A 23,620-nucleotide genomic window follows, 5' to 3' on the forward strand; every position below is an offset into this window, starting at 1 on the left:
CTATGGGGACATACAAGGATCATTTCCATTCGTGTTCTGCATTTGTTTCTTAGGGTGGAAGGGGCTTTTTAGGAATGAACGGATATCTTCCATGGTAAGTCCCATCTTACGCGCGCTCATGATGAGATTGATCCATTCTGCATCATACTCTTCTGTATCCATTTGCTTTAGCATATTCACAATCGACCCCTCCAAAACTTCCTTTGTAAGATACGCTTTGTATCGTTACAAGTATTATCGCATGTTTTTTCTACGAAATCAATCCCAGTTAGATTAAAATTATACAAATTGTATCATTGATTAAAATGGAGTTTTATTGAGTATTTTGTAGAAGATATATGTCTTTAGACCTAATGAGGAGGGGGATGCAGCTTGGATGACACACCCTTAAGTCGCAGGTCATTCCTCAAGCATAGTCTATTGACCGTTGGTTCCTTAGGTATGTTAGTAGGAATGAGTGGAGCATATGGAATTTTCGGTGAGCGTAATTGGATCGAGACAATAACGGTAAAACTGTCATACAATCGATACCCATCTTCGTTTGCAGGTATGCGAATCGTACAATTTAGCGATACGCATATTAGCCAATATTATGGCATATCTCATTTATCTAAATTGGTTGAGCTGCTACAGCTACAAGAGCCTGACGTCCTTGTCTTTACTGGTGATTTATTTGACTCCAGACAAGGTGAAATAACGAATGAAGTAATCCCTATTCTATCTCGACTCCAAGCTAGGCATGGGAAATTTGCCGTACTAGGCAACCATGATATGCGTATGGGGGCAGAACGAATAACAGAAATACTGGAACAATCTGGTTTCAATGTATTAATCAATGACAGCCGAACAATTAGCCGAGGTGACGAAAGCATACATATCGTAGGCGTGGATGAAATGTTCCATGGTAAACCGAATTTACCCCAAGCGCTAAAAGATATTGAACAAAATGAGTTCACTCTCTTACTTGCACATGAGCCGGATTTTGCCGATACGGCTTGGAGGTATCCCGTCGATTTACAGCTTTCTGGCCACAGTCATGGTGGACAGATACGTATTCCGTTTTATGGGAGTCTATTTACCCCTGACCTAGGCCAGAAATACTCGATAGGTTTGTATAGCTTCGGAGATAGTGAGTTCCATGTGTACACCAATCGCGGTATAGGTACAACGCTATTTCCGATTCGATTTAATTGTCGACCTGAAATCACTGTATTTGTCCTCGAGACAAAGCTCATATAAACGCAAAAACTCCGCTGCAGGGAGACTTCAAGCAGCGGAGTTGTAATCTATTAATAGGAAAACCATCTTCTCCAAATATCAAGCGAGCTCATAGCTTCATCGGTTTCCCAGTTTATATCATTAAAGTCTTGATGATTCCAGTTTGACATATATTCATTTAATTCGTCGTTCAGTTCTGTTGGATCGGTAAAAAAGTTTGTGAAAAAGTGATAAAAACTATGTGACTTACTTTGCAAGGGATTTTCAGAGTAATTAGTACTTGATGAAGCTGAAGAATAGGCAGGAAACATAATTGCGCTTGAGAGCAGGAGGATAAAAGGTAATTTTAAAAATTTATACACGCGCACGACCTCCCTTCATAAATAGTACTGAGAAATTGTTCTTTATTAAGAATTATACAGCAAATAATAGGTTTTGAGAACGGTGAAAGCATAGAACATTTTTGAAATTTATGATACAATATGTAACATATTATATATAAGGAGTGTGATAAAGATATAAAAATAACGGATTCAGTTCTACGTGGATACATAACGTAACATATCCTATGAAACTAATTAAAGTATGGTGAGGTGCAAAGGATGCAAGTTGTTCAACCCATTAGAGAACAAGAAAAGATTGAACAGATTCAGGAAGTGTTGAAGGAACAATCGGTTCGTGACTGGCTACTTTTCACAATTGGGATTAATTCAGGACTCCATCTGAGTGATATTCTCTATTTGAAAGTGAAAGATGTGATGGATCGGAATATTGTGAGCGTAAGAGAGGAGAAAACGGGGAAAGTAAAGACATTCCAGCTTTCTTCGCAGCTGAAGGCTTATATTAAGGAATATGTCCAATATATGGATGAAGACAATTACTTATTTCCTTCCCAACGCACCGGTTACCCTATTAAGCGAATACGTGTGTATCGGATTCTTAATCAAGCTGCAAAGCAGGTAGGCTTAACAGATATAGGCACGCATACCCTTCGGAAGACCTATGGCTATCATTACTACCTCAAAACGAGAAATGTCTCTGTACTTAGAGATTTGTTCAATCAGTCAGCACCATCTGTGACTTTAAAGTATATCGGTGTCAACAATTAAGAGTAGGCTGAGCGTTGTAAACGGTTAGTGATTATTCTAACGAACGCTCAGCCCTAACAAAAGCAATGAATCGTCTAGCTTCCTCAGCAGATAGTCGTTTTCCATCCACAGTTAATGAGAACTTTTGTAGGATGCCCTCATCTGTTAAATCCAAATTTTCGACAAAGTCGCGCACATCTTCATCCAAGACGGTTTGTTGAAGGTTAGTACGCCCCAGCAAATAGTCGATAGAAACATTGAAAAAGTTAGCAATCTTATTAATAGTTTCATAATCAGGTTCGCGGCGATTAGTCTCGTAGTGAGACAGGGATGCTCGGGAAATACCTATTTTGATTGATAAATCCTCTTGGGTTAGGCCTCTTTTTTCACGTAAGAGTGCAATACGATCTCCATACTTCAGCTTGATCAGTCCTCACTGTTCATAATCATTCAATTATTATAGCCACTATCATTAACGAAATATACCAGAAGATAATTATAACAAAGCAGAGATTCATTTGACTAGATACAAAATGTATTTAAAATAATTTATAAACCCTTGATAAGTTACGAAATGTATCATATAATGAATATTATATACATATTGTAACAGGTTACGACATTTAGTCATAGATTAAGGGGTGGGCATAGATGATTATTTTTGAAAAGGTATTTTGTGTGGAATGTAACACAATGATGGATAAGTGTGATGCCAAAAAGATTTTTAAGACAGGCTACTATCATACAACGATTCCTTTGGCTCATTGCATCAAATGCGATACGGTGCAAACGATTTACTTTCCAAGCTTTGTTGAAGGAATGACGGTTGCAAGTTGGATTTGAACAGATAAGATAAGGCGGGATCAACTTGAGAGACCTGAAATGGAATTGTCATTACAAATAAGCCACGTTCTCTTATGCACTATAAGAGTCGTGGCTTATTGTGTGTCGTATTTTCGGATTTCATGGAGTTAAATAACTTACTTGTGTTTCTATAACCTCGATGATACAATACGTATCTAATAAATGGATAAGTTAAAGGGAGTGACTACATGCGTCGTTGGGTAGTTTACACTGCAGGCTTTCTTTTTGTTGGATTCATTGGGGGGGGATTAGGACTTTATTGGAAATATGAGCCTGTTCATCACTTTGAGCAAATCGACGTACCCGTTTTAAGTAAGCCATCAGTTCCGGTTCCAGTTGAGGAGGAAGTGGCGGTCGCCCAGCCTAAAGCTGCAATCGAGTCAACACCTCAAGCCACGCAGCAAGTACCATCTAAAACGATTAAGTCATTCAATGTACTTGTCCTTGGAACGGACGCTAGAGGTAAGGAAAACTCAAGATCGGATGTTGTTATGGTGCTGCACGTTATTCCAAGCACACGTAAAATTAATATGATATCCATCCCCAGAGACAGTCGCGTCTACATTGATGGTGCTGGTTACACCAAGATTAACCATGCGCATATGCTTGGCGAGATGAGGGGAGGCAACGAGGAGGGGACGAAGGAAGCTCTTCAAACCGTATCGAATTTTCTCGATGTACCCATTAATTATTATATTAAAACCAATTTTAAGGGCTTTGAGGATTTTATTGATACGATTGGCGGCGTTAATGTAGAGGTCAAAAAGGATATTTATTTACTTCATTCTGGGGTGACATTGCCTCAAGGCGTGCAGCATATCGACGGCAAATTAGCTTTAAGCTTGGCAAGAGAACGATACGCTTTTCCGGATGGCGATTTCGGTAGGCAAAGTGAGCAAACACAAATTTTAAAAAATGTTGCGCAAGAAATATTGAAACCAGAGCATATTGGCGAAATTGCAGGTTTGCTAACCAAGGTCAAGAAGGATATCGTGGATACCAACTTCCAGGATAACGATATCATAAGCTTAGCTTGGTTATTCAAAGGAATGACAGCTGACGATTTTATAACGAAGCAAATTCCAGGTCACAGCGGTTATGAGATGGATCCGTTAGCGAAGTTACGCTTATATTATTGGATTCCCGATATGGCAAAGGTGAAGGAGATTAGCCGTACATTACTTAAAGATTAAAGGTATTAGGTCAAAAAGGAGTCAACTTTCCCAATTATGATACGGATTGTATTTGGATATTTGAGATTGTTTTTTTTGAAAATGTCATATTGCAAGTGCAGCTGATTCTATCAGACTTGGGTGCGCTTACAAGATTTCTTGCTCAAAACCACGCAGGATTCTTAGCATAACCAAGGACTTACGGGCATAACTTTGAAAACAAAAGATGTTATTTTCATGCTTGCAATACAAGTCTTTGAGGATCTATCTAATATTCATATTTGTGAAATTCTCTTGACAAGATACGAGATGTATCATAAATTGAAAGCAGAATTAAAGCGTAAATGTCATAAAACATAACATGATCAGGAGTGGTGTTCTTTTATGGGAAAAGATAAGCCAGTTACACTTGAGATTAACGATGTTTTAAGACATTTGGGGCTGGATATGCAGCAGTTTCTGTTGTGGAAAGAAGGCCAGTCGAAGAAAACCCTCCAAGTAAATCAAGGCAAATCTCCCCTCACTCACGAGCGATAACACACATCGCATCGCGTCCAAATAGTCCCCTAATAGCTCACTTACGTACTCCACAATTGTCGCACATGAAGTCAGCACCTGTTGTAGTCAGGCTCAAAATGATACATACCGTAACATTAAGGAGGGGAATAGATGACTGCATCTTTTGCTGAAGAATCAGAAATGGCTTTGAAATATCCTTGTTATGGTTTGATGAATATTAAGCAGATCGACCAACACAAGATGGATTCCAAGTATACACCGTTTAAAGTGATTGGCATTAGTGCTTCGCGGATGGGCTTCAATTCTTATTTAAGTTTACCCATAAATGAAAATGTGATTTGGTGTTTTCAATTTAAGTTTCATAACGAAGTATTATCCCTTTGCGGGGTTTTGCGTGAAAGAAGCCTGCTAGCGGATGGATATGTCTACTCTGTCGAGTGGTTAGAAGCAGATCAAAGCACTGGAGCTATCCTGCTGCAAACCTTAAGTTTCAGGAAGCATAAATTTAAGTATGAGTTTGAAAAAGCTGTGCGTGGCTATGTCAATGTAATGGAGCTAGAGAGTAAGGCATTCATGGATGTCTCATGCTAATTGATACACACTGTCATATTTTACCCGGCCTAGATGATGGCGCTGGAAGTCTGGAAGAAGCTATTGAAATGGCGAAACAGGCTTCCTGCGAAGGTATTCATACAATCGTGGCTACTCCCCACCATGGCGACGGGAGACACGATAATGATGCGGATAAGGTCGATCTTGCCGTTCAGGAGTTAAACAGTGAGCTGGAGAAACAACGCATTCCCGTTCGAATCCTCCCAGGCCAAGAGGTAAGAGTCTCTAAGGAGCTGCTTCTTGACTTGGATGCGGGACGTATTCGAACACTCAATCACAGCCAATATATATTGCTTGAACTACCACCAACCGGTATTCCAAGTTATTTTAATGAGTTAATGTATGAATTGCATGTCCTAGGACTTACCGTGATCCTCGCACATCCGGAGAGGCAGATGGATTTTATGATGAATCCTCGCTTGCTTTACAACTATGTTGAACAAGGATGCCTGTGCCAAATTACCTCGCAGTCCATAATGGGTCTATTCGGCCGCAAAATCCAGAAACTCGCTATGTATATATGCAAGTCGCATTTATCTCATTTGATCGCCTCGGATGCGCACAATTTAACCAACAGGAGGAGTACGTTAGCGGAAGCTTTATCATATCTGGAAAAGGTGCAAAGTCGTAAAGCAATGGAGCGCTATTCGATTAACGCGGCATGTGTCATACGAAATGAGACGATCGTGACGGAGAGCCATCCGTATAAACGAAGATTATGGTCCTTCAATGGATGAGAAAAAAATTTCGATATCTATCTGACACGAATGGATATGTTAGTTTACATTAAATTAACTATTGGAGGTCACAATGGAAATTGAACTCAGACAATATTTGACCATTGTTCAAAAAAGAATATGGCTCATTGCGAGCATCGTGTTCCTATCGAGTGTGGTTACTGGGCTTGTGAGCTATTATTTGATTTCTCCGCTATATGAAGCGAGTTCTAAAATAATCGTCAACAAATCGATGGATATGCAAGGCGGGGATAATCTCGATTACGATTCCATACGGACGAATGCTTTGTTAATCAAGACCTATAAGGAAATTATTCTAACACCAGCGATACTCGATAGTGTCGTTACGAAGTACCCTGATCTTGGCCTGACAAGTGCTGAACTCATGGACATGATACGTGTTAGCTCAACGGTGGATACACAAGTAATGACCATATCGATCAGAAGTTTCTCGGCAGAGAACGCAGCCAAAACGGTTAATGCCGTTGCAGAGGTGTTCAAGAATACGATTCCTTCCATTATGAAAGTAGATAATGTTGTCATTTTAAATGAAGCAAAGCCCGAAGATGATCAGGGTCCAGTTTCACCTCATATGACAATGAATGTGGCGATCGCATTCGTGGTATCCCTCATGTTCGCAATTGGCTTCGTATTTCTCTTAGATTATTTGGATGATTCCATCCAGTCCGAAGTCGACATTGAACACTTCCTTGGCTTACCTACACTAGCTACCATCTCCAAAGTTAAAACGGAGGATTTGCTTAGCAGAGCACCTTCTAAATCTCAAAGAATGGTAGGGGATACGGTATATGCGAACGCAAACCAATAAGCATCCGCTCATTACGGAAATACATCCTAAATCTCAAGTATCCGAATCCTATCGGACCTTAAGAACGAACATTCAGTTCTCATCCATTGATCGAATGATGAAGACGATTCTAATTACATCGGCGCAACCAGGTGAAGGTAAATCAACAACGGCTGCTAATTTATCAGTTGCTTATGCGCAGGAAGGGAAGAAAGTGCTTATTGTCGATGCCGATTTAAGGAAACCTACCATTCATCATTATTTTGGCAAATCGAATCGGTATGGTTTGACAAGTGCGATCGTGAATCGAACTCAGTTGGATGAGTTTATCTGTGAGACTTCTATAGAGAATTTATTTCTGATTCCCTCAGGTCCGATTCCTCCGAATCCATCCGAATTGCTAATGTCGCAGAAAATGACCGCTTTTCTAGAAGAAATGGCAACCAAATTTGATGTCATTATTATTGATTCGCCGCCAACCCTAGCTGTCGCAGACGCGCAAATACTAGCAACGAAATGTGATGGCGTCGTCATGGTCATTAGTGATGGGAAAGTCAAACGCGATATGGCTAAGAAAGCTATTCATAACTTAGAACGAGTCCAGGCGAAGATTCTGGGCGTTGTCCTCAACAATAAGCGCCATAGAAAAAGTGATGCTGCGTATTACTACTATTACGGAAATAAGGAATAAATAGACTTCCTTATCTCAGTTCTGGGTTATGTCTACTACACCCTTATCATTGTAGACACTCGTTCATGCTGTGGGCTATTAGCCTTAGACGTTATCGTCAGTGGTGTGAAGTGAGGTGGGGTTAAATGCCCTATAGTTTTTATTTAAAAGATCGAGTCGTGCTGTTTTGGTCCTAAAGACAGCATGCCTGGTTTTTTTAAAACCAAAAAAAGCAGCTAAATAGAGAAGAGATAATAGGAGGAGTATTGGATGGAGAGAACAGTAAGGAAAGCAATCATTCCTGCAGCTGGTTTAGGGACCCGATTTCTACCCGCAACGAAAGCAATGCCGAAAGAAATGCTGCCCATTGTGGATAAGCCGACCATTCAATACATCGTGGAAGAGGCAATTGATTCAGGCATCGAGGACATCATCATTGTGACCGGGCGTAGTAAGAAGCCGATTGAGGACCATTTTGATAAGAATTATGAGTTGGAACAGAACCTGGAGAGTAAGAACAAAAGCGAATTACTGCAAATCGTTCATGATTTAACGAATTTAGTTGATATTCACTATGTGAGACAGAAAGAAGCACTAGGATTAGGTCATGCGATCTGGTGCGCACGAAAGTTTATTGGGAATGAGCCTTTTGCCGTTTTGTTAGGCGATATGATTATTGATAGTCAGGTTCCCTGTTTGAGGCAGATGATGGATGTCTATGAAGCAACGGATGGTTCCAACATTATTGCCGTCGAGTCAGTACCATGGGAAGACGTGAATAAATACGGTGTAATTGAAGGAAAAGAAGTTACGGATCGACTCTCCTTTGTTCATAATTTAGTGGAAAAACCTCAGAAAAACCCGCCATCTAATCTAGCGATTATGGGTCGCTACATTCTCAATCCTGAAATTATGGATCTATTAGAACATACGCATCCAGGCGTCGGTGGCGAGATCCAGCTTACGGATGCCTTAAAGCAATTGGCGCAGCAGCAAGCCATGTATAGCTATATGTATGAAGGTAAATTGTACGATGTGGGCAGTAAAATTGGATTTCTAAAGGCAACTGTGGAATTTGCCATGAAGAATCAGGAATTAAGCGAGGAGTTTGAACGGTATTTGTTGGATTACACATTAAGACAACATGTAATCAAAGCTATTGTGTAAGGAAGTGACTGGGGACTATGGAAATGATCAATATCGAGAGTAGAGCGAAAGTTACGTTATCCTCACAATCGTCGATCGCTGAGCCAAGTGGCATATATGTCCAAATCATCAAGCCGCTTATTGATTTGCTAGTAAGTTTAATACTACTGATCTGCTCATCCCCTCTATTCCTTTGCGTAGCCATCCTGATTAAATGCGATTCCAAAGGTCCTATCCTCTTTAAGCAGCAACGATATGGTAAGCATGGCCGTGTGTTTCACATTTATAAGTTTCGTACGATGTATGCGGATGTTCCAACGGAGGGAAGATCACCGATATCGGGTGAAGACACAAGAATTACACCAATCGGTCGCATACTGAGGAAAACGAGTATCGATGAATTGCCTCAAATGATCAACATTCTGAAGGGGGAAATGAGCTTCATTGGGCCACGCCCAGAGCAAAAATCGATCGTAGAGGCAGAATACACGGATTGGGAGCGCCAACGCTTTTGTATAACGCCAGGTATTACTGGTTTATGGCAAATTAGCCCCGAGCGGAAGCTGCCTATTCATGAGAATTTGCAGCATGATTTCAAGTATGCCCGAGATATTTCTTGGCAAATGGATCTGAGAATCATATGGGGAACATTGCTGGTTATGATGAGAAGTAATACACATTAAAACCTAAGAGGATTTGGATATGAACATATTTGAAAAAGCAGTAGATGTGTATGCCCGAGTTAAAGCTAGCAAGCTTGCAGCTGAATCCTTCTGGATGTTAATTGGTCAAGGAATGAAAATAGTGATTCAAGCCGTATATTTTGTATTTCTTGCTCGTTCATTGGGATTAGAAGGGTATGGCGCATTTGTTGGCACATTGTCAATTCCTCTGATACTGTCACCTTTCAGCAGCTTAGGAATAGGCAATCTATTAATTCAGCATGTTGCAGTAGATAAAAAAGTTTTCAATGAATACTGGGGAAATAGTTTGGTATTGACGGGCATTTCTGGACTATTCAATACAGCACTTGTTGTTTGGATAGCTAGCTTTATTCTCCCACAAACCATTTCCCTGCAAGTCATTTTATTCATTTCCATATCCGAGCTGATTTTCGCCAAAATCGTAGATATCTGCAGTCAAGCCTTCCAGGCTTTTCAAAAAATGAAGTGGACAGCATTCCTAAGTGTGTTCTTAAGCGTCATTCGAATGATTTTTATTCTGCTTGTAGCGAGTATCTATGATCATCCTACTTTGGATATCTGGTGTAAATATTATTTGGTTTGTTCTGCGGCAACAGCACTTGTGGGCTGCTTCTCTGTTCATACAATTCTAGGAAAGCCTGCGATAAATACTAGGAGAATCCTGCATGATTTAAAAGATGGCATTTACTATTCAATTAGTCTATCGGCAGATACGTCCACGATTGAAGTGAACAAAACACTTTTGATCAAATTGTCGAGCCTTGAAGCAACAGGTATTTATGCAACAGCCTATCGGTTAATTGAGGTCATGATAACCCCCGTCCTAGCTGTCATAAAAGCTTCCTATGTAGCGTTCTTTCAACATGGAGCGAAAGGGATAGGTGCAGCGCTCCAATACGCCAGAAGAATACTGCCAGTTAATGTACTTTATGCGGTTATTGTCGGAGTGATCCTATACCTTATTGCTCCGTATGCGCCTTTGCTGCTAGGCAAAAGCTTTGCTCAGGCTGTGGATGCGATTCGGTTATTGTCCGTTGTTCCCTTGCTTAAAACGATTGTTTACTTCGCATCCAATGTACTGACTGGAGCAGGCTATCAGAAGTATAGAACTTACATTCAGTTAGCCAGTTTAGGTGTTAGTGTTGGATTAAATATGATACTGATCCCTACCTACCATTGGATTGGGGCTGGTTACTCAACAATTGGAGCACTTGTGTTCTCCATTATTGGTTTGACATCCTTCATCTATCTGTTGCTCCATAGAGCTTCCTCAAGAACAACCAAAAAGTCATGGCTTGGGAGAGATGCTTGATTGAACACGATGAGAGTAAACCTATTTCTCCGAGTTGAGAGTGCATTTGCCGTACTAAGTGTTTTTATGTTTACTGGGGCGCTCTTACCCTTGTTAAGTAGAAATATAACGGGTTTAAGCTTACTCATTCAGCTGGTGTGGGTATTCATTTATAGTGTGACACTGCTAGTTATTCTACCGAAGCTTAAGATGGTATTCACGACAATCTCCCATGATAAAGTATCACTGGTTCTCGTTATATGTATTATGTGCTCGATGCTGTGGTCAGCTGCTCCTGAAGTCACGTTTACGAAAGCTATTTCTTTGTTAGGTACTACGCTATTTGGTTTCTATTTAATCACAAGGTATCAAATGAATGAAATTCTTAAAATATTAGCTTGGGCATTAGGTATAGCAGCAATTGGCAGTCTTTTGTTCGTTATTTTCCTTCCGCAATATGGCATTTCTACAGGTTATCAAGAGGGAGATTGGCGAGGACTATTCGAGCATAAGAACCATTTGGGTCGATTTATGGCTTTAAGTAATTTAGTGTTCTTGTTGTTATATCTCTACGATAAGAAGAAGGTCGTCTATCTTCTTTTTATGATGACCTCTGTTGCGTTGGTGATTTGCTCGAATTCAAAAACGGCCTTAGTCATTCTTATTATTACGTATCTAACAATACCCTTCCTAGCATTTATGAGAGCTAATAAGATATTAGTGCTCTCCGTTCTATTCTTTGGGTTAACGTTCTTGATATCTGCAACAGTTTGGGTTGTTACTAACCCAGATACCTTTTTCGAGCTGCTGGGGAAAGATGCGACCTTAACGGGAAGAACGGTGATCTGGGATGCTGTGATGGATAAAATAGCCCAAAGGCCTTGGCTGGGTTACGGATATGGCGCGTTCTGGCTAGGTGAAAATGGGGAGTCTGCCTATGTTTGGTCGCTAGCAAGATGGGAAGTACCCCATGCACATAATGGTTATCTCGATTTATGCCTAGATACGGGCATTATGGGAATGCTCGTTATTTCGGCCAGTTTATTACGGAGTGCTGCGAGGACGATCAGCTTAATCATATCCAAAAAGAAGTATAACCATTTCATTTTTCCACTGGTCTTCTTCGTCTTTTTAATTTCGTATAACTTTTCTGAAAGCACCATTTTAAGACAAAACAACTTGTTTTGGGTGCTCCAAATTGTCTGTGTCGTGGAGATTAATAGAACGTATAGGTTAAATAGAATTGCCAAGCGGGTTAGTCCAGAGATCCAATATGCTAACTTTCAAGATAGGGTCTCGTTCAAGGAAAGGAGAATCTAGGTATGCAAGTCGCCATATGCATCATCACTTGTTTGAGACCCAAAGGGTTGCACAGACTGCTTACAAGCTTGAATACGCTCGAATTTAGAAAGGTTGAGTCACCTGATATCGAAGTTATTGTCATTGATAATGATGAGCAAGCGTCATCTAAGTCAATTTTCGACACGTTCAATCACGACTCGAAATGGAAGGCTTACTATGACATTGAACCGCTGAAGGGAATCCCATTCGCAAGAAATAGAGCCTTAAGAAAGGCCGCTGAATCGGACTTTATCGTATTCATCGACGATGATGAGGAGGCTACAACGAATTGGTTGGATGAGTTACTGGATGCGCAGCGAAATGCAAATGCGGATGTGGTGAGTGGTCCTGTGCTTCCCAAATTTGAAGCTGACGAGACGCCAAGGTGGGTTAAACAAGGTAAATTTTTCGAAAGAGCTAGATTTAGAACAGGTGATACCATGAAATACGTTGCGACGAACAATGTGTGTATACGGACTTCTATTTTGCAGGAGATGGATACATGGTTTGATGAAAGACTTGCACGCACAGGGGGGAGTGATACCCACTTCTTTCTTCGAGGATATAAGCGAGGCTGGCATATGATCTCATCTGATGAAGCTATCGTATATGAGTGGATTCCAGTGAGCAGAGCTAATGAGAAATGGTTATTACAAAGAGCTTTTCGATTGGGAAATAGCATCACCTTTTGTGAAAATGATGTTGAATCCAACTATGTCTCAAAAATCATTCGTGTTGGTAAAGGTATTTCTAATATAACTATGGGTCTATTGGCAGCAACGATAACCTGGTTTAGTAAAGCGCTGTTCATCAGAATGAAGCAAAGAGTGTATCGAGGTATGGGCATGATCTATGGCATGCTTGGAAATCAATATGAAGAATATAAGACCATCCATGGTAGTTAGAAAAATAGGAGTGCTTCTATGAAAAAAATTGCATTTTTCCATGTAACTGGCGATTTATATGGTTCTAGCAGGTCGATGCTATCCATTATTAAGAGCTTGGATACTGACGACGACATGAAGCCTATCGTTTTCCTACCTGAAGCGGGTGCGTTAGTAGACGAACTTCTTCAAACCGGCGCGAGCGTGTATGTTCGACCTCAATTAACGATTCTGAGGAGGAAAACGTTTCGTAACCCGAAGGAGCTTGGCAAATTTATCTTATCGATTGTAACCTCAACGATCCAGATTAGCCGCATTTTAAGAAAAGAAAAAATAGATTTGGTTCATAGTAATTCGGCCATTATCCTATCGGGGGCACTTGCAGCGAAGTTGCTTAGAATTCCGCACATTTGGCATATCAGAGAGGTGTTTGATGATTTTCCCTCTATGATTTGGTCCTTGTACAGTTCCTTCATTCAGGCATGCTCACAAGTTGTCGTTTGCATATCTTCGGAGGTTAGGAATCGATTTCGAACGAAACGTGCATCCACTAAGTTCAAGGTTGTACATAATGGGATTGAGAGCGACTATGCCGGGGAGCGAAGTGCACGCGTTCGCACAGCCTTTAGAAGAGCGTATAACATTCCGGAAGATGCTTTGGTGGTCGGTAATGTGGCCCGTATTAGTCAATGGAAGGGACAGGATTTGCTCATACAATCGTTTGCTAAGCTGCCTACGAGGCCCAATACGTATCTTTTACTAGTGGGAGATTGTTATCCAGGGAATGAAGAGGTTCTCATTACTTTGAAGCAATTAGTAGCGGATAATCATCTCGAAGAAAGCGTGATCTTTACGGGTTTTATCAAAGAGACACAAGACGTCTATCAAGCCATTGATATCTTTGTATTGGCTTCAACGACGCCAGAGCCCTTTGGCCGAGTTCTCATTGAAGCCATGAGTCATGCTATGCCTTGCATAGCTACGAACGGCGGAGGACCCGTGGATATTATTCGGCATGGAGAAGACGGGCTGCTTGCGGAACCTACCGTTGAGGCCATGCACCATGCGCTGGATATGTTGATGCTGGATGCTAATCTCCAGGAACGTTTGGGACGTAACGCCAGGCAACGTATTCAGGATTCCTTTCTCGTTGATAACACGGTAGCAGCAGTGAAAGGCATCTATGACGTGTTGCTTCAAGCACCAGAGATAGCCTTAAAATCCAGCGATTTAAGTTTACCTATAACTCATAAACAGAGGAGTGTTGATTAATGTCTATCGTATTGATCACAGGTTCCGCCGGTTTAATCGGTTCCGAGGCAACGGAGTTTTATGCTGGTTTAGGTTACAAGGTCATTGGTATCGATAATAATATGCGTGAACTATTCTTCGGGCCAGAAGGATCTACCATATGGAATCGTAATCGCATGGAGGGAGCACTCGGGAAGAAATATGAGCATCATACGATAGATATTCGAAATGCAGATCAACTCAATGACTTATTTCGTCAATATGGCAATGAGATTTCATTGATTATTCATACGGCGGCACAGCCTTCGCATGATTGGGCAGTCAAAGACCCTTTCGTGGACTTCGGAGTAAACGCCAATGGCACCTTAAATCTGCTTGAGGCGATGAGACATCATTGTCCTGAAGCTGTTTTTATTTTCACCTCCACGAATAAGGTGTATGGAGATCGACCGAATACTCTGCCGCTCATTGAAATGGAGACCCGTTGGGAAATAGACCCTCAGCATCCATTTACGAATGGCATATCGGAAGAGATGAGTGTAGACCAAAGCATGCATTCCTTATTCGGGGCCTCCAAGCTGGCAGCGGATGTGTTAGTCCAGGAATATGGCCGCTATTTCAACTTCAAGACCGTATGCTTCCGAGGTGGTGTATTAAGCGGTTCTAAGCAATCGGGTGTGCAGCTGCACGGTTTTATTAATTACTTAATGCGATGTGCGATAACGGGAACGCCGTATACGATTTTTGGTTATGAAGGCAAGCAGGTCAGAGATGTTATTCATGCTAGTGATGTCATTGCGGCTTTCCACGCATTTTATACGAATCCAAGAAGAGGTGGTGAGGTCTACAACTTAGGAGGCGGCAGAGACTCCAATGTTTCGATGCTTGAAGCTATCCAAATTTCGCAAGAGATTACAGGCAGGGAATTCGTTTATACGTATTCAGATGTAGCTCGAGCAGGGGATCATCAATGGTATGTATCTGATTTGGCCAAGTTTAAGGCTCATTTCCCAGCGTGGAAGCAAGCGTACAACCATATTGAGCTCATTATGAAAGGCATTTATGAAGAAAATAAGGATCGATGGAGCGTGGCGATATGATGGATAAAGGCAAGCATGCCATCTGTGGCGTTCATATTGCGGCTGTTGATTATGACGCTGCCGTCCAGCAAATTACGAATGCTGCTCACCATAATCAACCCTATGCCGTGTCTGCCTTAGCTGTTCATGGGGTGATGACGGGGTATCTAGATGCCGAGCATCGTCGCCGGTTAAATGGGTTGGATTTAGTTGTTCCCGATGGGCAGCCTGTCAAATGGGGGCTGAATCTGTTACATAAAACAGGGCTGAAAGAACGTGTTTATGGTCCTGAATTGACACTGAGGGTGGCTGAAGCCGCTGCGAAAGAGCAATTGCCCATTTATTTATACGGCAGCAAGCTGGAAACGTTAGAGCGATTCGAAAAGAATTTGCAAGAAAGGTTTCACGGTCTGCAAATTGCAGGTAAAGAAGCCTCTAAGTTTAGAAAAGTAACGTCTGACGAGAAAAGGGAGATTATAAACAGGATACATGCTAGCGGTGCTCAGATCGTATTCGTTGGACTTGGATGTCCAAGACAGGAGGTGTGGGTATTCGAGTACAGGGATTTATTAGCGATGCCACTTCTTGCTGTTGGAGCAGCCTTTGATTTCCATGCAGGCACACTGAAGCAGGCACCGCCTTGGATGCAGCAAAGAGGGCTTGAGTGGTTCTATCGCTTCCTTCAGGAACCTAGAAGGCTTTGGAAAAGATATATGGTGCTAAATCCATTGTACGTATTCACACTTTTGGGGGAATTGATTGGTGTTAGAAGGATCCCTGCGCTGCTTCCCACGGGTAGAGAGACTGAGCAATCGTTTGGATAGTGATCTCAATAAATAGGAGGTACATGTCAATGAGCAAAATTATCGTAACGGGTGCAGCGGGTTTCTTAGGGTCACATTTAACGAAGGAATTACTGGGGTTAGGCCACCAAGTTGTTGGTGTTGATAACCTAGTGACAGGAAGACTTTCTAATCTAGAACAGGTACGCGCCCATCCGAATTTTTGTTTTATTGAATATGACGTGTCGAACACTTCTGTTATTGATCTCGAAGGCGTTCAAGAACCAGATGAGATTTATCATCTTGCCTCACCTGCTTCTCCTAAGCTTTATCAAGCGTCATCCATTGAAACGATTTATGTTAATACCATTGGTACTCAAAATATGTTAGAGCTGGCGCGCATGTACAATGCCAAGGTGTTATATGCAAGTACCAGTGAAGCTTATGGTGATCCGGAGGTACACCCGCAGCCTGAAGAGTATCGAGGCAATGTGAATACTTGGGGGCCACGGGCCTGCTACGATGAAGCCAAGAGGCTGGGTGAGGTTTACTGCTATGAATATCATCGCTTATATCAGGTTCGAACCAAAGTTGTACGTCTATTCAATACGTATTCTGCCGGATTACGGAATGATGATGGAAGAGTCATCTCTAATTTTGTCACACAAGCCCTGACGGGAGAAGAGATTACGGTCTATGGGGATGGGAGTCAGACGCGTTCATTCTGCTATGTCGATGATACGATTAGAGCGCTAATGTTAATGATGGAATGCGATGCGGCGACGGGGCTCATCATGAATATTGGCAATCCAACGGAGCATTCAGTTTTAGAGGTTGCGCAACTAGTGAAGGAATTGACGAATACCGCAAGTAAAATTACATTTCATGCACTCCCAGAGGATGATCCGAAGGTTAGGAGACCTGTGATCGATCGGGCAACGGCCGTTTTGGGTTGGCAGCCAGAAGTACCGCTTCGAGAGGGGCTGCGAAGAACCATTGCGGAGTACCAAGAGAAATTAGCACTGATTTAAAGCAATGAGACAAATGAGAGATAATAGGAGGGAACCTACATGAATATCGTGTGTATTGGATCAGGTTACGTAGGAAGTGTAACAGGGGCAGCCTTTGCCGTTCTTGGGCACCACACAACGGTGCTGGATATCGACCACAACAAAATAGATCTGATGAACGCGGGGAAGAGTCCTATTTATGAACCTGGCCTGGATCATCTCATTGAGAAGTATATTGGAAGGACCCTATTCGCAACCACCGATTATCAGGTTATCTATCAAGCGGACGTCGTATTTATCGGGGTGGGTACGCCTTCCAAAGCCGATGGAACGGCTGATTTGAAATTCATTAGACTGGCAGCTGAAAGTATTGGAAAGCATTTAAATCCGAATAAATTCACTGTGATTATAAATAAATCAACGGTACCCGTTGGAACAGCTGATCTGGTAGCTTCGATTATAGAAGAAGCATCGGGTTTACAAGTTAATAAGCATTTTGCCATGGCCAGCAATCCGGAGTTTCTGCGAGAGGGCTACGCCTTAGAGGATGTGTTTTTCCCAGATCGGATTGTGATAGGAACAGAGCATGAAAGATCCAAGAAGGTGATGCAAGCTTTGTATTTCAATTTGTTAAATAGGGTAAACTATGATGATAAATCGTCGGATTTCAAGTTTGCCTACAATCCGCATGCTGCGCTGCCAACCTACTACGAGACAGATATCAAAAGTGCTGAGATGATCAAGTATGCATCTAACGCTTTTTTGGCCGTGAAGGTCAGTTATATTAATGAAATGGCAAGGCTTTGCGAAACGTTAGGAGCGAATATTACCGAAGTAGCCAATGGCATGGGTATGGATTCTAGAATTGGATCGAAGTTCCTTCAAGTGTCTAGTGGCTGGAGCGGCAGCTGCTTTCCTAAGGATACGGCTGAGTTATTAGCGACAAGTCAAAAGTATAGCTGTGAACTTACCGTTGTCCAGGCAGCTGTGGATTCTAATCAACAGATGCATGACTACGTGGTTGACAAGATTAAGCGGAAATTAAAGACGTTGACTGGGAAAAATATTGGCATCCTCGGTCTCACCTTTAAGCCAAATACCGATGATGCACGTAAAACTCAGGCTTCTGTCATAATTAAAGAGCTAATTGATGCTGGCGCTAGAATTAAGGCACATGATCCACATGGGATGGAAATGTTTCAACAATTGAATGCAGCTTTAGACGTACAGTACGTAACTAATGCAATTGATGTTACGAATAACGTTGATGCGGTTGTTTTATTAACGCATTGGGATGAATATTTACTTATTGATTGGTCGCAAGTCTTAACTAACATGCGGAGCCCCTACTTGCTCGATACTCGCAATGTATTAAAGCAAAGTCACTTGCAAAAGTTAGGCTTTGACTATGAGGGACTAGGAATTAACTCATTGAAAAACAAAATTGAATTCGAGGTTAAGGGCGCTTGATCCGTTTCATAACCAATGGCTTCCTCTTTCTACTTGGTAGGATGGGGAAGCCATAATTTAATGCACAAATTGTAAGCGTTTCCACAATAGAACGGCAAGCCCCCGTAAAGGGGATGAGCCTAGTTAATTCAACAAATGCTTGAACGCGCTGTAATCAATCTGCTGCTTCTCCAGAAAGCTCGTCAAACTCCGATAATCTCGCTTCGGCGTTGCTAATATATATCCCTCGATACAGTGATCTCTTGTAACTTCCTCCGCTTTCGCCTCAAGTGCAACTTGTCCAATTCGCGCTGCGATAGAATGCTTGGCAATATCACGGAAGGCCGTTGGCACAGGTGAAACCAATTGGTCGAGAAATGCTTTGGAATCTGCCGTCCATAGATGTCGTGAATTGTCCACGTAATGATTCTGCCAATCCAGCTTGGATTTGCCATCCTCTTTCGGGAGTACCTTGATAAACTTACGGAACATGAAGTATCCGCCCACGGACATGAAGAAAAGCAGCACGCATACCCAGAAAATGATGAACCACATGAATAAATCATTCGCCATTTATTTGTCACCTCACTAATTTGCTTCAAATAGATAGTAAGAATTATACCTTATTTCTAGATTTCTTGCGACAATACGAGTAAAATAGGAGGGTAGCAGCTACTAATAAAGGAGTTATGGACTATGCCTAAAATTGGATCACACGTTTCGTTCTCAGATAAAGGTTTACTAAATGCAGCAGAAGAAGCCGTTTCCTACGGATCATCCACGTTTATGATATACACAGGCGCACCGCAGAATACGCGCCGTAAACCGATCGAAGAGCAGTACATTGAAGAAGGCAAAGCTGTGATGGACAAGCATGCGATGAATGAAATCGTTGTTCATGCACCTTATATCATCAATTTGGGCTCTTATAAGGAAGATACCTTCGAGCTTGCGGTACGTTTCCTTCAAGAAGAAATCCGTCGGACGGATTATATCGGCGTTCGCAATATCGTGCTTCATCCAGGTGCATATACAGACAAGGATGCGGACTATGGGATTGCTAGAATTGCTGATGGCTTAAATGAAGTGCTTGCTGGAGTCAAAGATACGAATGTTAACATTGCCTTGGAAACCATGGCAGGCAAAGGAACCGAAATCGGTCGCAGCTTTGAAGAAATCGCAGAAATCATGGAGCGTGTAGAGTTCAACAACAAACTGACAGTTTGTATGGACACTTGTCATATTCATGATGCTGGCTATGATATCGTGAATGATTTAGACGGCGTTCTGCACCATTTCGATCGCACGATCGGACTTGAGAAGCTCGGCGTTATTCATTTGAATGACAGCAAGAATCCACGCGGCGCAAGCAAGGATCGCCACGCACCGCTTGGCTCAGGATGGATTGGCTTTGAAGCAATGAACAACATTGCGAACCATGAGAAGCTGCAACATTTGCCGATGATTCTAGAAACCCCTTGGATCGGTAAAGAAGACAAAACACAACGTCCGATGTACGAAGCGGAAATTGCGTTGCTTTCCGGCAACCTGAGTGGCCGATTTGGCGGCGAGTTCCTGGATCAAGTGGAGCGAATTGACTTTTTGATGAACAAAAAAGACATTCACTACCGCGATTTCGTTGTTAAAACATGGGAACTGCTCAAAAACGATGCGAAGGCGAAGAAAGCGGACGGACGCGAGCCGTTGGAGCGCTTGTACGATATTCTTCACGAGGAACAACTTTTCGCTGATCTTAGCGAAGAACAAATTAATCAACGATTGATTGTCTGGCTTGCAGGTAATGACATCTTGAAGAAGGCTTAGCTTTCGCTCAGTCCGAAATCAGTAGGGGGATAAACATGGAAGCGGGAACCACGAATAGCTCAACTCGCCGGGAGAGCGAATTGATAAATAGAGCAAGAATGCTGATTTCTTGCCCGGATCAACCGGGTATTGTAGCAGCTGTATCGCAATTTCTATTTGAATATGGTGCGAATATTGTGCAATCTGATCAGTACACGATGGATCCAGAAGGCGGAATGTTTTTCATCCGAATTGAGTTCGATTTAGCGGAGTTGGCCAGCCGCGTTGAGAAGTTACGAGCGGATTTCTCTGTCGTAGCAGAAAAGTTCTCGATGGATTGGAGCCTTTCCTTGGCAAGCCAGAAGAAGCGGATTGCGATCTTCGTCTCGAAGGAAGACCATGCGTTGCTCGAGCTGTTATGGCATTGGCGTGCAGGGGATCTCAACGCAGATATTGCAATGGTGATCTCTAACCATAATGATATGCGGTCCCTCGTGGAGCCATTTGGGATCCCATTCCATCACATTCCGGTTACCGCGGCAACGAAAGCGGAGGCGGAACAGCGCCAGCTTGAGGTTATTGGCGATACCGTAGATGCGATCGTCCTTGCGCGCTACATGCAGATCGTTTCACCATCGTTCATCCAGCATTATGCGAATCGTATCATCAATATCCACCACTCCTTCCTACCTGCTTTCGTAGGTGGAAAGCCTTATGCGCAGGCGCATAACCGCGGGGTGAAAATTATTGGGGCGACAGCGCACTATGTGACTGACGAATTAGACGGCGGACCGATTATTGAGCAGGATGTGCAGCGTGTAAGTCACCGGGATAATGTCGAGGATTTGAAAAGAATCGGTCGTCACATCGAACGAATCGTTCTTGCACGGGCAGTCGCTTGGCACGTTGAGGATCGGATTATTGTCCACAATAATAAAACGGTTGTTTTTAACTAGAGGTGAACCAGGTTGTATCCGATTATGGGTACAGCCTATTTACATATAGGAGAGAAGTATAAGGTTTTAATGAGTTATTGTGGCAATGCCTTAAAGCAAATGGTACAATAATGCAAGCGAGAAAAGTCACTTGTATGTACAAGTTAATGGCTGATGAAAATACAGATATCATGGAGGGAAATTTCGAATGACTGCATCAAACAAAACAATTGAACAATTAGCCGTCGACACGATCCGTACACTCGGTATCGACGCGGTTGAGAAAGCAAAATCAGGCCACCCAGGTATGGTAATGGGAGCTGCACCAATGGCTTACGTGCTGTGGAAACAACATATGAAGCACAATCCTTCGAATCCTAAATGGGTTAACCGCGACCGTTTCGTTTTATCTGCAGGACACGGTTCCATGCTTCTATACAGCTTGCTTCACTTGTGCGGATATGATCTGCCAATGGAAGAGATCAAGAACTTCCGCCAATGGGGAAGCAAAACGCCTGGTCACCCTGAGTACGGTCACACAGCAGGTGTTGACGCAACGACAGGTCCACTTGGACAAGGTGTTGGTATGGCAGTCGGTATGGCAATGGCAGAAGCTCATTTGAGAGAAACATACAACAAAGAAAACTTCCCAGTGATCGATCACTACACGTATGCAATTTGCGGTGATGGCGATATGATGGAGGGCGTTTCCTCTGAAGCGGTTTCCCTTGCAGCGCACTTGAAATTGGGCAAATTGATCATGATGTACGATTCCAACGATATTTCGCTTGATGGCGAATTGAATATGGCATTCTCTGAAAACGTGCAAGCACGTTTCGAAGCTTACGGCTGGCAAGTATTGCGCGTAGAAGAGCAAAACGACCTAGCGGCGATCTCCAAAGCGATTGCAGAAGCGAAAGCTGACACAACGCGCCCTACGTTGATTGAAGTAAAAACGACAATCGGCTTCGGTTCCCCGAACAAAGGCGGTAAAGGCGGTCACGTTGGACCTCATGGTTCACCACTTGGCGGCGACGAAGTGAAATTGACGAAGCAAGCTTACGGCTGGCCGGAAGAGCCGGACTTCTTAGTTCCGGATGAAGTACGTGCACATTATGCCGAAATTCAAAAAGAAGGTTCTGCAGCCGAAGAAGCTTGGAGCCAACTTTTGAACGATTACATCAAAGCTTACCCAGAGCTTGGCAACCAATTCAGCGCTGCTGTGAATGGCGAGCTTCCAGCTGGTTGGGATGCTGACCTACCTAAATACACAACAGAAGACAAGCCTATGGCTACGCGTGTTGCTTCTGGTAATGCGATCAATGCTGTTGCAGGCAAGTTGCCGCAATTAATTGGGGGTTCCGCGGATCTAGCGAGCTCGAACAACACGATGATCAAAGGCGAATCCAACTATAGCGCTAGCAACTATGCTGGACGCAACGTATGGTTCGGTGTTCGTGAGTTCGGTATGGGTACAGCGATGAACGGTATGGCTCTTCATGGTGGAGTCAAAATATACGGAGCAACTTTCTTCGTATTCTCAGATTATCTACGTGCTTCCATCCGTCTTGCAGCGCTTATGCAGCTTCCAGTCATTTATGTACTAACGCATGACAGTATTGCTGTTGGTGAAGATGGACCGACGCATGAGCCGATTGAACAACTACCGGCACTTCGCGTGATTCCAGGCATCACAGTAATCCGTCCAGCTGATGGTAACGAAACGTCCGAAGCTTGGCGTTATGCGATTTCCGAAGCCAAAGGTCCAGTTGCGCTCGTTTTGACTCGTCAAAACTTGCCGATCCTTCCAGGTACAGTTGAAGGTGCAAAAGCTAACCTAAGCAAAGGTGGATACGTCGTATCTGATGCTGCAAATGGTAAACCGGATGCACAAATCCTAGCAACAGGTTCTGAAGTACAACTAGCTGTGGCAGCTCAAAAATTGCTTCAAGCAGAAGGTATCAACGTTCGCGTTGTCAGCCTACCGAGCTTGGAGTTGTTCGAGAAGCAATCCAAAGAATACAAAGATTCCGTTATCTTACCAGGTGTGAAGAAGCGTCTTGCTGTTGAGATGGCTTACCCACTTGGCTGGGAACGTTATACAGGTGACGAAGGTTCCATCCTTGGTATCACGACATTTGGAGCATCTGCGCCAGGGGATACCGTGTTGAGAGAATACGGCTTCTCACCAGAGAACGTTGCAGCACGCGTGAAAGCTTTGTTAGGTTAATAAAAATGGTTGGGGCTCAGCACGTCT

Annotated in this window: 26 protein-coding genes; 22 read left to right on the plus strand and 4 right to left on the minus strand. The window is 42.8% G+C overall.

Annotated features, from left to right (window positions below):
- Nucleotides 1-174 (minus strand): anti-repressor SinI family protein, encoded by a 174-nt coding sequence (locus AC58QG_RS31040; protein WP_497366024.1) that lies wholly within the window; start codon nucleotides 172-174, stop codon nucleotides 1-3.
- Between the two features lie 198 nt (nucleotides 175-372).
- Between AC58QG_RS31040 and AC58QG_RS31045 the strand changes: the two genes are divergently transcribed.
- A complete protein-coding gene (locus tag AC58QG_RS31045; protein WP_497365909.1) occupies nucleotides 373-1,239 on the plus strand; it encodes a metallophosphoesterase in 867 nt (288 codons plus the stop codon).
- A gap of 50 nt (nucleotides 1,240-1,289) precedes the next feature.
- Here the strand turns inward: AC58QG_RS31045 and AC58QG_RS31050 are convergent, their stop codons facing one another.
- Nucleotides 1,290-1,580, minus strand: coding sequence for a hypothetical protein (locus tag AC58QG_RS31050; RefSeq protein ID WP_497365910.1), 291 nt, complete (start codon nucleotides 1,578-1,580; stop codon nucleotides 1,290-1,292).
- A gap of 240 nt (nucleotides 1,581-1,820) precedes the next feature.
- Here AC58QG_RS31050 and AC58QG_RS31055 point away from each other — a divergent pair, with 240 nt between their 5' ends.
- Nucleotides 1,821-2,327: a tyrosine-type recombinase/integrase gene (locus AC58QG_RS31055; RefSeq protein WP_497365911.1), complete on the plus strand. Its 507-nt coding sequence runs from the start codon at nucleotides 1,821-1,823 to the stop codon at nucleotides 2,325-2,327.
- Nucleotides 2,328-2,358: 31 nt separating this feature from the next.
- Here AC58QG_RS31055 and AC58QG_RS31060 read toward each other — a convergent pair whose 3' ends face one another.
- Nucleotides 2,359-2,727, minus strand: coding sequence for a helix-turn-helix domain-containing protein (locus tag AC58QG_RS31060; protein ID WP_497366025.1), 369 nt, complete (start codon nucleotides 2,725-2,727; stop codon nucleotides 2,359-2,361).
- A 272-nt stretch (nucleotides 2,728-2,999) separates the two neighbouring features.
- Here AC58QG_RS31060 and AC58QG_RS31065 point away from each other — a divergent pair, with 272 nt between their 5' ends.
- From AC58QG_RS31065 to AC58QG_RS31145, 17 genes are all read left to right on the plus strand, one after another.
- Nucleotides 3,000-3,149: a hypothetical protein gene (locus tag AC58QG_RS31065; protein WP_497365912.1), complete on the plus strand. Its 150-nt coding sequence runs from the start codon at nucleotides 3,000-3,002 to the stop codon at nucleotides 3,147-3,149.
- A 209-nt stretch (nucleotides 3,150-3,358) separates the two neighbouring features.
- A complete protein-coding gene (locus AC58QG_RS31070; RefSeq protein WP_497365913.1) occupies nucleotides 3,359-4,363 on the plus strand; it encodes an LCP family protein in 1,005 nt (334 codons plus the stop codon).
- A gap of 363 nt (nucleotides 4,364-4,726) precedes the next feature.
- Nucleotides 4,727-4,879: a hypothetical protein gene (locus AC58QG_RS31075; protein ID WP_497365914.1), complete on the plus strand. Its 153-nt coding sequence runs from the start codon at nucleotides 4,727-4,729 to the stop codon at nucleotides 4,877-4,879.
- A gap of 132 nt (nucleotides 4,880-5,011) precedes the next feature.
- A complete protein-coding gene (locus AC58QG_RS31080; protein ID WP_497365915.1) occupies nucleotides 5,012-5,452 on the plus strand; it encodes a hypothetical protein in 441 nt (146 codons plus the stop codon).
- Complete coding sequence (locus AC58QG_RS31085) at nucleotides 5,446-6,210, plus strand: tyrosine-protein phosphatase (protein WP_497365916.1); 765 nt, start codon at nucleotides 5,446-5,448, stop codon at nucleotides 6,208-6,210. The genes AC58QG_RS31080 and AC58QG_RS31085 overlap by 7 nt, the downstream gene beginning before the upstream one ends.
- A gap of 73 nt (nucleotides 6,211-6,283) precedes the next feature.
- The gene (locus AC58QG_RS31090) at nucleotides 6,284-7,039 is read left to right on the plus strand and encodes a YveK family protein (protein ID WP_497365917.1); all 756 of its coding nucleotides are present in this window, start codon (nucleotides 6,284-6,286) and stop codon (nucleotides 7,037-7,039) included.
- Nucleotides 7,020-7,709 (plus strand): CpsD/CapB family tyrosine-protein kinase, encoded by a 690-nt coding sequence (locus tag AC58QG_RS31095; RefSeq protein ID WP_497365918.1) that lies wholly within the window; start codon nucleotides 7,020-7,022, stop codon nucleotides 7,707-7,709. Before AC58QG_RS31090 ends, AC58QG_RS31095 begins: the two co-directional genes overlap by 20 nt.
- Nucleotides 7,710-7,958: 249 nt before the next feature.
- Complete coding sequence (galU, locus tag AC58QG_RS31100; RefSeq protein ID WP_497365919.1) at nucleotides 7,959-8,855, plus strand: UTP--glucose-1-phosphate uridylyltransferase GalU; 897 nt, start codon at nucleotides 7,959-7,961, stop codon at nucleotides 8,853-8,855.
- Nucleotides 8,856-8,872: 17 nt separating this feature from the next.
- The gene (locus AC58QG_RS31105; RefSeq protein ID WP_497365920.1) at nucleotides 8,873-9,517 is read left to right on the plus strand and encodes a sugar transferase; all 645 of its coding nucleotides are present in this window, start codon (nucleotides 8,873-8,875) and stop codon (nucleotides 9,515-9,517) included.
- Between the two features lie 19 nt (nucleotides 9,518-9,536).
- Nucleotides 9,537-10,850 (plus strand): oligosaccharide flippase family protein, encoded by a 1,314-nt coding sequence (locus AC58QG_RS31110; RefSeq protein ID WP_497365921.1) that lies wholly within the window; start codon nucleotides 9,537-9,539, stop codon nucleotides 10,848-10,850.
- A 9-nt stretch (nucleotides 10,851-10,859) separates the two neighbouring features.
- Nucleotides 10,860-12,149 carry an O-antigen ligase family protein gene (locus AC58QG_RS31115; RefSeq protein WP_497366026.1) on the plus strand — a complete coding sequence of 430 codons (1,290 nt, stop codon included), beginning with the start codon at nucleotides 10,860-10,862 and terminating at the stop codon, nucleotides 12,147-12,149.
- A gap of 2 nt (nucleotides 12,150-12,151) precedes the next feature.
- Entirely contained in the window at nucleotides 12,152-13,075 is a 924-nt protein-coding gene (locus AC58QG_RS31120; RefSeq protein ID WP_497365922.1) for a glycosyltransferase family 2 protein, read from the plus strand.
- A gap of 18 nt (nucleotides 13,076-13,093) precedes the next feature.
- Nucleotides 13,094-14,326, plus strand: coding sequence for a glycosyltransferase family 4 protein (locus tag AC58QG_RS31125; RefSeq protein ID WP_497365923.1), 1,233 nt, complete (start codon nucleotides 13,094-13,096; stop codon nucleotides 14,324-14,326).
- The gene (locus tag AC58QG_RS31130) at nucleotides 14,326-15,405 is read left to right on the plus strand and encodes an NAD-dependent epimerase/dehydratase family protein (protein ID WP_497365924.1); all 1,080 of its coding nucleotides are present in this window, start codon (nucleotides 14,326-14,328) and stop codon (nucleotides 15,403-15,405) included. Before AC58QG_RS31125 ends, AC58QG_RS31130 begins: the two co-directional genes overlap by 1 nt.
- Nucleotides 15,387-16,208 carry a WecB/TagA/CpsF family glycosyltransferase gene (locus AC58QG_RS31135; protein ID WP_497365925.1) on the plus strand — a complete coding sequence of 274 codons (822 nt, stop codon included), beginning with the start codon at nucleotides 15,387-15,389 and terminating at the stop codon, nucleotides 16,206-16,208. Before AC58QG_RS31130 ends, AC58QG_RS31135 begins: the two co-directional genes overlap by 19 nt.
- Before the next feature lie 29 nt (nucleotides 16,209-16,237).
- Nucleotides 16,238-17,197, plus strand: a complete 960-nt coding sequence (locus tag AC58QG_RS31140) for a UDP-glucuronic acid decarboxylase family protein (protein WP_497365926.1) — start codon at nucleotides 16,238-16,240, stop codon at nucleotides 17,195-17,197.
- 39 nt (nucleotides 17,198-17,236) lie between these two features.
- Nucleotides 17,237-18,646, plus strand: coding sequence for a UDP-glucose dehydrogenase family protein (locus AC58QG_RS31145; RefSeq protein ID WP_497365927.1), 1,410 nt, complete (start codon nucleotides 17,237-17,239; stop codon nucleotides 18,644-18,646).
- A gap of 123 nt (nucleotides 18,647-18,769) precedes the next feature.
- On the opposite strand, the gene AC58QG_RS31150 is transcribed toward AC58QG_RS31145, so the two are convergent.
- Nucleotides 18,770-19,198: a DUF2621 domain-containing protein gene (locus tag AC58QG_RS31150; protein ID WP_497365928.1), complete on the minus strand. Its 429-nt coding sequence runs from the start codon at nucleotides 19,196-19,198 to the stop codon at nucleotides 18,770-18,772.
- 123 nt (nucleotides 19,199-19,321) lie between these two features.
- Between AC58QG_RS31150 and AC58QG_RS31155 the strand changes: the two genes are divergently transcribed.
- The 3 genes from AC58QG_RS31155 to tkt all read left to right on the plus strand — a co-directional run bounded on the left by AC58QG_RS31155 (nucleotide 19,322) and on the right by tkt (nucleotide 23,593).
- Entirely contained in the window at nucleotides 19,322-20,449 is a 1,128-nt protein-coding gene (locus AC58QG_RS31155; RefSeq protein ID WP_497365929.1) for a deoxyribonuclease IV, read from the plus strand.
- Between the two features lie 35 nt (nucleotides 20,450-20,484).
- Nucleotides 20,485-21,384 (plus strand): formyltetrahydrofolate deformylase, encoded by a 900-nt coding sequence (purU, locus tag AC58QG_RS31160; RefSeq protein ID WP_497365930.1) that lies wholly within the window; start codon nucleotides 20,485-20,487, stop codon nucleotides 21,382-21,384.
- A gap of 187 nt (nucleotides 21,385-21,571) precedes the next feature.
- Nucleotides 21,572-23,593 (plus strand): transketolase, encoded by a 2,022-nt coding sequence (gene tkt, locus AC58QG_RS31165; protein WP_497365931.1) that lies wholly within the window; start codon nucleotides 21,572-21,574, stop codon nucleotides 23,591-23,593.
- Nucleotides 23,594-23,620: the final 27 nt, after the last annotated feature.

It is taken from the genome of Paenibacillus sp. J22P169 (assembly GCF_059691995.1).